This is a genomic window from Idiomarina sp. UBA4206 (assembly GCF_002383015.1).
GTDB lineage: Bacteria > Pseudomonadota > Gammaproteobacteria > Enterobacterales > Alteromonadaceae > Idiomarina > Idiomarina abyssalis.
Window position 1 is genome coordinate 39489 of the sequence record NZ_DFTS01000043.1, and the last position, 8730, is coordinate 48218.

The 8730-nt window shown below is 46.1% G+C and carries 9 protein-coding genes; 1 reads left to right on the forward strand and 8 read right to left on the reverse strand.

Annotated elements, in window-relative coordinates:
• The 5 genes from B3180_RS09235 to B3180_RS09255 form a co-directional block, all read right to left on the reverse strand.
• Positions 1-1106 (reverse strand): NADH:ubiquinone reductase (Na(+)-transporting) subunit B (locus B3180_RS09235; RefSeq protein ID WP_286844182.1); only part of this gene is annotated, 1106 nt, incomplete at its 3' end.
• Positions 1107-1109: 3 nt separating this feature from the next.
• Positions 1110-2450 carry a Na(+)-translocating NADH-quinone reductase subunit A gene (locus tag B3180_RS09240; protein ID WP_199494592.1) on the reverse strand — a complete coding sequence of 447 codons (1341 nt, stop codon included), beginning with the start codon at positions 2448-2450 and terminating at the stop codon, positions 1110-1112.
• A 175-nt stretch (positions 2451-2625) separates the two neighbouring features.
• On the reverse strand, positions 2626-3804 hold the full coding sequence (gene fabV, locus B3180_RS09245; protein ID WP_199494591.1) for an enoyl-ACP reductase FabV: 1179 nt from the start codon (positions 3802-3804) through the stop codon (positions 2626-2628).
• A gap of 84 nt (positions 3805-3888) precedes the next feature.
• The gene (locus B3180_RS09250; RefSeq protein WP_054486905.1) at positions 3889-4209 is read right to left on the reverse strand and encodes a BolA family protein; all 321 of its coding nucleotides are present in this window, start codon (positions 4207-4209) and stop codon (positions 3889-3891) included.
• A gap of 116 nt (positions 4210-4325) precedes the next feature.
• Positions 4326-4802 (reverse strand): hypothetical protein, encoded by a 477-nt coding sequence (locus B3180_RS09255; protein WP_199494590.1) that lies wholly within the window; start codon positions 4800-4802, stop codon positions 4326-4328.
• Positions 4803-4918: 116 nt separating this feature from the next.
• Here B3180_RS09255 and B3180_RS09260 point away from each other — a divergent pair, with 116 nt between their 5' ends.
• Complete coding sequence (locus B3180_RS09260) at positions 4919-6229, forward strand: capsule assembly Wzi family protein (RefSeq protein ID WP_278358335.1); 1311 nt, start codon at positions 4919-4921, stop codon at positions 6227-6229.
• Here B3180_RS09260 and B3180_RS09265 read toward each other — a convergent pair.
• From B3180_RS09265 to B3180_RS09275, 3 genes are all read right to left on the reverse strand, one after another.
• Positions 6226-6777: a PqiC family protein gene (locus B3180_RS09265; protein ID WP_278358334.1), complete on the reverse strand. Its 552-nt coding sequence runs from the start codon at positions 6775-6777 to the stop codon at positions 6226-6228. The two genes, B3180_RS09260 and B3180_RS09265, sit on opposite strands and share 4 nt — an antisense overlap.
• On the reverse strand, positions 6770-8410 hold the full coding sequence (pqiB, locus tag B3180_RS09270; protein ID WP_278358333.1) for an intermembrane transport protein PqiB: 1641 nt from the start codon (positions 8408-8410) through the stop codon (positions 6770-6772). The genes B3180_RS09265 and pqiB overlap by 8 nt, the downstream gene beginning before the upstream one ends.
• Positions 8407-8730, reverse strand: a 324-nt coding sequence (locus B3180_RS09275) for a paraquat-inducible protein A (protein WP_286844188.1), incomplete at its 5' end; no start/stop codon positions are given. The genes B3180_RS09275 and pqiB, both read right to left, overlap by 4 nt.

An 8730-nucleotide genomic window follows, 5' to 3' on the forward strand; every position in this document is an offset into this window, starting at 1 on the left:
ATGCCTTCCGGGAATGCCGGGTTAATAACACGGATCATGACCGTCATAAAACCAATCAACAAGCCGTACGCGAACTTCCCTTTATTAGTAAAGGACGCAGAAACCGGGTCAGTTGCCATAAACATCATCGCAAAGGCAAAACCACCCAATACTAAGTGCCAATACCAAGGCATCGCGAACATTGGGTTAGTTTCGCTGCCAATCAGGTTCAATAATCCGGAGAACAGAACCATACCGACAAAAGTACCCAACACGATACGCCAGGAGGCTATACGGAAATAAATTAATGCTAAACCGCCAATCAAAATTAGCAGTGTAGAAACTTCACCTACTGAGCCCTGGATGTTTCCTAAGAACGCATCCCACCAAAGCTCGGTGTCGCCGTAATTCATATTACCCAAAGCAGCTTTACCCAGGTTAGTCGCACCTGAGAAGCCATCAACCGCGGTCCAGATTGAGTCGCCAGACATGCTTGCAGGGTAAGCAAAGTACAAAAATGCACGACCCGTTAGTGCCGGGTTAAGGAAGTTACGGCCAGTACCACCGAAAATTTCCTTACCAATAACGACACCAAAAGTGATACCCAGAGCAACCTGCCATAGCGGCGTTGTTGCCGGTAGAATCAATGAGAATAAAACCGAAGTAACAAAGAAACCTTCGTTAACTTCGTGCTTACGAATTGACGCAAACAATACTTCCCAGAAACCACCGACAATAAAGGTCACCGCATAAATTGGCAGGTAGAAACAGGCGCCATACCACATTTTGGCTATCCAGCCAGAGTCAGCCCCCAACTCGCCACCAAACAGGTGGAACAAGCCAACCTGCCAGATATCAGCGAGTTCATAGCCATTAACCAAGGCCATAGCAGCCTGGTTACCAACGTTATACATACCCCAGAACATGGCCGGGAAGGTCATCATCCACACCAAAATCATAATGCGCTTAAGGTCGATACGGTCACGAACGTGCGTAGCCGACTTAGTCACGGTACCAGGTGTGTACAAAACAGTGGCTACGGCTTCATAAAGCGCGTACCACTTCTCGTATTTACCGCCTTCTTCGAAGTGCGGTTCAATACGCTCGAGAGTGTCTTTCAAGCTCATGGGTTAGCCTTCTTTCTCAATCTTAGTGAGACAGTCACGCAGCACCGGGCCATATTCATATTTCCCAGGGCAAACATAAGTGCACAATGCGAGATCTTCTTCGTCCAACTCCAGACAACCTAATTGCTGACCTTCATCAGTGTCTCCTGATAGCAGATCACGCAATAGCAATGTTGGCAGAATATCTAGTGGCATTACTCGTTCGTAATTTCCAATAGGTACCATTGAACGAGAAGAACCATTCAGCGATGTCGTCATGCTGAAAAGTTTTTTCGGATTGAAATGTCCTGCGTATGCGCGGGTAACCGAGTGCAAATCGGAGCCAGGACGTATCCAGCCCAGAAACTCTTTATAATTACCTTCAGGAATTACGCTGACTTGATTATGGAACCGACCTAACCAGGCATGATCATCATCTGCAGTATGCCCATGCAAAACTGAGCCTGAAATAATTCTCAAGTTGTCGCCATTAAGCTCACCGTCGGTCAACTCATGCAGGTTTGCACCTAAGCGGGTACGAACCAAGCGAGGTTCTTTAACACCTTCACCAGCAACTGCCACTGCGCGGTCAGTAAAAACTTCACCTGTGGTAAATAATTTACCGTATGCAATGACGTCTTGATAACCAATGTGCCATACAGGACGTTTAATGCTCGCAGGCTGCAAGAAATGTATATGAGTACCAACTAAACCTGCAGGGTGAGGACCAGAAAAGGACTCTAAAGTGACATCAGCGTTGCCAGTGTCGACTTCCGCATCACCCGATTTACAAACGAACAACTTGCCTTCAGTCAGGTTTGACAATACGTTCAAACCATCAATAAAAGCCTGTTTTTCTTCATTGATAAATAAAGTCGGGTCACCCGTTAGTGGGTTGGTGTCCATTGCATTAACGAAGATAGCGCTTGCTTCTGCGTCTAATGCCGGAGTCTTACTGTAAGGACGGGTGCGAAGCGCAGTCCACTGACCCGACTCAACCAAAATGTCCTGAACTTTTTCACGACCTAATGAGTTAAGTTTATCGCTATCAAACTTATCAAAAGTGACTTTATCATCACCTTCCAATTCGATAACAACGGCCTGCAGTACTCGACGCTCACCACGCAGGATGTCTTTAACTACACCAGCACCAGGGGCTGTGTATTTGACACCAGGGTTTTTCTTATCCTCGAAAATCAACTGACCTTTTTTAACTTGATCACCGACTTTCACGTGCATGGTTGGGCGCATACCCACGTACTCTTCACCTAGGGTAGCGACCGTCGTCACAGCCTTACCGTCGGATAGTTTTTGCTGGGGCGCCCCTTTGATAGGGATGTCCAGCCCTTTCTTGATCGTAATCATATGCGTTTGCACTACTCGTTAAGGGAAGATTCATCACAACCAGCCACTAAGACTGGAAACCTGAATAATCAAATAGTTACCGACACAAGCAGCCCCCTCCAGGGGTGCTTGTTATCGGCAACCTGAAATATTTTCCACACTTATCGATGGGATTTTAGCATTTTTCCCACAACGCTTACCAGTTTACTTTTGGATCAATATCAGCATCGTAATCAACATTATCGAAGCCAAAACCGAATAAATGTAAGAAGTCCTGATGGTAGCCTTCATAATCAGCAAGTTGATGGAAATTGTCCTGCGTTACCTGTTCCCAAAGCGCCTCGACCTTAGCCTGAGTTTTATCGTTGGTTTCATAACCATCCATATGCAGGCGGCCAGCATCATCTAACTCTGGGTTGCTGTTATAAAGACCTTCTGTGAATAGCCGATAAATTTGTTCAATGCAGCCTTCGTGCGTGCCCTCTTCTTTCATTACTTTATAAATTAAAGAGATATAAAGAGGCATTACCGGGATAGCAGAACTTGCCTGAGTAACAAGTGCCTTCAATGAGGAGACATAAGCTTTCAGGTTTAGGTCATCGTGTTCAGAAACCAGCTCTGAAGCAGCACGGTCAAGATCTTCTTTAGCCCGGCCGATAGTCGCATGACCATAAATTGGAAGCGTCAGCTTTTTACCAATATAGGTGTAAGCCGTTGTTTGACAGTCTTTAGCTAACACATCGGCGTCGTGCAAGGCTTTAATCCAACGTTCCCAGTCTTCACCACCCATTACCTTAACGGTATTCGCGATATCGTCATCGGTCGCAGGATCAAGCGTCACTTCATGCACCTGATCTTTATCGGTGTTGTAAGTTTTGGTGGTGTACTGTTTGCCAATTGGCTTTAATACGGAGCTATAGACTTCACCGCTTTCGGGGTCTTTACGCTTAGGTGACGCCAAGCTATAAACCACGAGGTCTATTTTACCCATGTTTTGTTTAATGTAATCGAGACTTTCCTGCTTAATTTCGTCAGAAAAAGCATCGCCATTAATAGAATGGAAAGCTAAGCCGGCTTTATCCGCTTGCTGATGAAAAGCCGCGGTATTGTACCAGCCTGCTGTTGCTGTTCTCTTTTCAGTGGGTTCTTTCTCAAAACACACACCCAGTGTATGGGCGTCACTGCCGAACGCAGCGGTAATTCTTGACGCAAGCCCGTAACCTGTTGAGCAGCCTATGACTAAAACATTTTTAGGGCCATTGGAAATAGGAGATTGGTTACGGACAAATTCGATTTGACGTTTAACGTTTTCAGCACAGCCCACCGGGTGAGCATTAGTACAGATAAAACCGCGAATTTTTGGCTTAATGATCATAGTGATGTATCCCTGTTGTTCGCATTATTTTGGCTATTGTAACCAATGCGAACGCAGGAACACATCAGACATGCGTATTTTTTCTTAATTTGTCGCTATTTTTGACCCACCGAGGCAATTTGGTGAGCGCCTAGATTCACCTAGCTGCTCCCATTCGCCTTGCGTGTAGGTGTGCAAAGCCAAAGCGTGAATATGGTTCATCAATTCGTCTGCTAAAATTTTATTCACCGCGCGGTGTCGGTTAATTAACCTTTCCCCGCTGAATTTTGGCGTTACCAGAGTCACTTTAAAATGAGACTCAGCATTAGCACCGGTTGAATGCATATAGCTTTCATCTTCCACTTCCAGATGAACTGGTGTGAACGCTTCTCTCAATTTATTCTCAATAATTAACCCGATAGACATAACTGATCCCCTCTGCGTTCGCCTTAAGTAACAAGTTTAGTTGAGTTCTGTCGAACCGCAGAAAATTTTTACGAATAACAACCTAACTCTACGAATTTTCAATAAATAAAGTTTTCTTAATATTCAGAGTCATCCACAGCCACATAACAAACCTCTGGAATGGAAGATAAGGTTACGACCGCGGGGAAAACGGCATCAGCAACGCTCCCCCTGGAATCTCCGGAAGGTTTTACAATGTGGTAACGCTGAGCGCTCACATTTCCTTCTATCTGCCATAGCAATATATCCGCTTCCTCAAACAGTTTTGCCAATGCCTTTAAGCCCTCTTTCCTATAGGGAGGAAAGGCTGTGCTTTCGCCTGACAAGCGCCAGCCTCTTAATTCAGACTTTGATCCCAACAACGATTCATTAACACGATCCCGACAAAAACTAACCTCAATTGTCGCCTTACTCAGTTGCCAGCGCTCATCTGGTAACATACTTTCATCCAGTGCTTTTACTTCCGCACTGCGCAAACCTGTTGACTGTTCCTGGCTACAGCCAATCAGCAGCGGCAAGAACAGCACGCAAAACAAAATATTTTTAAAAGTCATAACCAAACCTCCGGAGCTTCACATTATAACTGAAAAGCTCAGATAAACCGTTGTCTTAGTGTTAAAATTTCTGGCAATATAGAATGCAATTTGTCATAGGGATTCAAATCAGTTTCATGTCATCCAACTCATTTATTCGCAATACGCTCATAATCGGTAGTTTTAGCTTACTTCTTACTCCTGTAGCTGTCAGTTCCGTCTGGATTGAAGCTAATGATGTCGAATTACGAAATAGCCTGACAGTTTTGGCGGAGTCTGGACTGATTAAAACCCCGATACAACAATTTCCGGTTACCTGGAAAAGCCTTTTACCCGAGCTCGATGCGCTTGAAATAAAAGAGCTAAGCACAACACAACAACTGGCTCTAAGGCATGTACGCCATCAACTTTCGCAAGCTCAGACCGGCCCTAAAACACGTTGGTACATTGGTGCAACGGACAGTGAGCAAGTCGTTCAGGACTACGGTGATGATATTTATGAAGAAGGTAAAATCAGTTTAAGCAGGAGTCTGCACGGTACCAACTGGGCAGCAAGAATTCAGGTAAACTACCGTCAGGACCCTTTCGAAGGTGACCATAAGAAAACATTAGATGGCAGTTACCTGGCTTATAACCTCAATGACTGGAGTTTCAGCCTGGATTCTCTACCTTTACGCTGGGGGCCGGCAGAACATAGCAGTCTGCTTTTTTCAAATAACGCACGCCCTATGCCTAAAATTCGAATCGACTATGCTCCGGACTATCCTCCTGCGGGAATGAACCCTTTTAAAATTAGTTTGTTTAGTGCTTATCAGGATGATGGTTACAGTGATTACTATCAGGTCAACGGTATCCGCTTTTCCAGTCAGTTATTTCAGCATTTGTGGTTTGGTATCAGTGCTATTGAGCAAAGTGCTGATAACCGGCCGGATAACCGTATGTTAACAGCCGACGCCCGAACGGGTTTTGACTGGGGAGCGCATCAGTTTTCAGCTTACGCTGAACTCGGCATTGACCGTAAACTGGAAACCGATGACAAGCCTGCATATACCCTGGGGGCGCAATGGATGACCGGCTCAACTGAGCGTCGCCACAGTGTAACTGTTGAGTACAGCCAACTTGATGGCGGAACAGAGCATGACTTTTACTCGTTAGATGAAAACCAAAAACAGTACTTTTTACATCACCAACGTAATCCCGGATCTCCATTCCCACGCCAAAGTCAGACCGTATCGACAAGTTATCGTCAGTTTTCTGCTGACGGCTCGGCCTGGACGGCATTACTGAGCCACAGTAAAAAGAAAAACGATGAGACCTTATCGAGAGCTCTGCTGAGAAGAACAGAACCGGCATTTTCAGGGTTGATTAAACTTTCGCTGCAATATATTGATAGCAGCAGTTACGACAACGAAGTCGGTATACAAATAAGTGGTGAGTGGCGCTTCTAACGCGCCACTTTATCGCCAACACCCAGGCTAATCGTGTCCATCACATTCAGCCAGGCCGTATCGAGTGCGTTAACCAGCGCCGGGTAACCATCGTTTCTCAGTGGAACTTTCTCGGTAAAAGCTCCCTCAAGAACAATTTGAGCGTCGGTACTTTGATATTGCCAATGCCCGGCAACAACAGCTCTTGAGTCATTGCTTCCGTAAAAATCGTCAACCCAAATGGTTAACTTCCCGGCGCAATCGTCAGTAAGCAATAACCTCTGAGCACTGCGTTGCAGTTGGTGAGCTAAGGGCGTACTCCAGCGATGCTGACGAGCACTATGCCAACGAGTTTCATCTTGCTGCAGCTGTAAGCCAGGCTTTGACGCAGAATCACCTACAAAAACCGGACGTTTATTTGCCAGGCAAAGCGCCTCCGCTGACTGGCTCAGATGAGGCAGCCGGTATTGAGTCACTTCATATGAGTTAGAAGAGCACCCCGTTATTAAGACCCCTATAGCGGTCAGACCAACCAACTTTAGTACTCTGACAATAAATCCATTATTCATAGGCTTTTGGCTCCGGATCAGGCTCAACAGATGGGCTGAAAATAAGTGAATTCGGTTGTTCCTGCAAAAGTTCAATAACAGGCTTTAACTCACGTGAAAGCTGTTCAATTTCATTTAATGTCTGGTTGAGTTGCTGCAGGGTTGGAGACCCTTCACTAACGCTGCCCGTTAGCTCTTTCAACTGAATCAAGTTTTGTTGCAATAACTCTGGCAGCTGTTGCACCTGAGGCTGCTCGACAATTCTAGTCAGACTATCAGAAACGCTTTCCAGCTTCTGTGCGGTTTCATCAACCGACTGCATTGCTCCTGAGAAGTCACTCAACCCTTGCTCAAGAGGAAGTGCATTAAACTTATCCATCAGTTCCGTCAGCTTTTCTTCTAACCGTGTGAAGTCACTGGCCATAGCCGGCATGACCGGATGCCCGGCAAAAGTCTCCGCAACATCAGCTTGTTGTGCATTCGGGTAAAACCTAACATCAACAAATAACGTATTTGTTAGCAGGTTTGACGCCCTGATATTCGCTCTTAATCCTTGTTCGAATAAGTCAGGTAAGCGATCTTTCCAACTTTCAATATCGGTATTTGCGACCAAGCCTCTTAAACGCTCAGGCTCAAACCGAATCAGTATCGGAATACGCTTTAAAGGCGCTTCTTCACTCTCATCCGGGAACCAGCGCAAAGGGACTTCCCTGACCGTTCCAACACGTACCCCTTTAAATTGTACCGGGGCACCTTTATCCAGTCCGGAAACAGACTCATTTAACAGTACAACGTAGTCAATACCATGGATATAGCCTTGCTGCTTTGCTTCCTCAAGGCTTTCAAATAACTCAAAATTCTGCTCGCCTGTCAGCTTATCCCCCCTGGGCTGCCCCTCAGGCACACCAAAAGTTACGCTGGCACCCAACAGCGACTCTAACGAGCCAAGTGCTAAGTCCAGCCCCTGGGAGTTCCATTGAATAGATACCCCACGCTGCAACCAGAACCGTGTATTTTGAGTAACTAACTCGTCGTACGGCGCTTTTACAAAAATTTGGTAACGTGTTTCTCGCTCATCCACTAAAAACTCGGCTTGTTCAACTTGGCCAACGGTAAACCCCTGGTATTGAACTGAGTCCCCTACAGTAACGCTTGTTTGCCCTTCGCTTGTGAGGGTTAAACGGCGTCCCGGTGTTTCCTGAGGCGTTACCGGGGGCTGCTCTAATGCTTTAAAGTGAAATTGTTGATCTTTTGAGTCTCCAGGCTGCAATCGAATATAAGCGCCAGAAAGCAAGGTTCCCAAACCGCTGACGCCCTGCCGTCCAATTCTGGGTTTAACCACCCAAATACGCGTATCGGCATTAAGCATCCTTTCAGTACCCTCATTCATAGCGACTTCAGCCACTGCCGAAGAAAAATCATCGGATAACCGAACTTCGGTAACCTGGCCAACATCGACATTACGAACCCGCACCTGAGTTTTCCCGGCTTCAAGACCTTCAGCGTCCGCAATTTCAATAGTAATGGTAGGGCCTGCGCCCCGGGTATCCTGCCAAACCATCCAAAGTGCAACCAGCAACGCCAGCAATGGCACAATCCAAACCGGAGAGATACCTACGGTTTTGCGAACCCGGGTTGTCGAATTTTCAGTCATTTATGTGCCTCTCGCCAGAATAAGCGCGTATCAAAACTCATAGCTGCAAGCATAGTAAGAACAACAGCAGCTGCAAAGGACACTGCCGCACTGCCAGGATATACCGACATAACAGTCCCACCCCGAACTAAAGCGACCAGTATTGCTACAACGAAAATATCAATCATTGACCAACGTCCTATCCAGTCGGTTACTTTAAACAATAATAAGCGATTCTGGACAATGGCCGGCGTTTGCCTTTGAGCCAGTAGCAACAACACCGCCAGTGTTAAAACTTTCGCGACCGGAATAACCAGGCTGGCGACAAAAATAATTACAGC